We start from the raw sequence: 1,044 nt of genomic DNA, 5'->3' as shown, positions 1-1,044 counted from the left end.
CCGGTCCCAGCCAGCAGCTGAGCACCCAGGACCGGGCCGAACCCGTCGAGGCTGGTGATAGGCCCGGCGCCCGGGTGCTCGGCGAACCGGTCGCCGAGCTGCTTGCTGACGTCCTTGATCTCCCGGTCCAGGTCCAGCAGTCCCCGGGCCAGCCGCGCGATCAACGGTGTGGTCACCGATTCCCCCGGCAGAGCAACGGTCTGCTCCTCCGCCGCGGCCAGGGCCTTGTCCACCATGGACGGAACGCTCTTGCCCCAGGCACCGTGGTCAGTCAGATAAGCGGACAGGCCGACTGCTCCGGCCGTCCGGACGCCGGCCGGGGTCTGGAACCCGGTCAGCAGCACCAGCGCCGAGCGGGTCGAGTAGTCGAACGCCCGCTCCAGCGCGGGAAAAATCGATGCCAGCAGCTCCCGGACCCGGTTGACTCCGCGGACCCAGTCGGCCATCAGGTCGTCCCGGCGCGCGGTGAGGATCTGCAGGTCGGCCACGACCGCGTCGGGGGTGGTGATCGGGGTCAGATCGCTGCGCATCCGGGCGGTTTCGGCGATCGTGCGGGCATCCTTGGCGTCGGTTTTGCCTTCACCGGCGAACGCGCCGGCCATCCGGTTGACCACCCGGCCCGGCACCGAGACCACCGGCTGGCCGGTGGCCAGCAGCAACGTGATCAGCAGGCTCGCCGCGCCGGAGGTCATGTCCACCGCCCACACCACCTCCGCGGCTTTCGTGGTGGTGCGGGTGATCAGCTGCTCGATCGCGGCTTGGCTGTTGGCCACCTTCCGCGAGAACACGATCTTCCCCGCCGCGTCGAGGGCGCAGGCGTGATGGAAGCCTTTGCCGACGTCGATCCCCACCCACACCTTCCCCACGGCCATCCGGCCAGTCCTCCTGTCTTCGCAGTTCAGCCCCGTGGACGACCCGCCGGCATCTCCATAAACAGCGACCAGGCGCAGATCTCAATCAGCGGCCAGGGCGTCCAGAACGACAGGGCGGCCACTCCTCAGAAGCCACCACACGAGGCAAGACACCATCAGCCACACCCCATCG

At 69.2% G+C, this 1,044-nt stretch carries 1 protein-coding gene; it reads right to left on the bottom strand.

All coding sequences use genetic code 11. From position 1 onward, the window contains the following. The coding region (locus ACZ7OH_RS51890) for an IS110 family transposase (protein ID WP_470287737.1) at positions 1-872 on the bottom strand (872 nt) is incomplete at its 3' end. Positions 873-1,044: the final 172 nt, after the last annotated feature.

The organism is Amycolatopsis sp. NPDC114478 (assembly GCF_055633805.1).
Note: the sequence above shows the minus strand (reverse complement) of the source record. Positions and strands in the feature narration are given on the sequence as shown.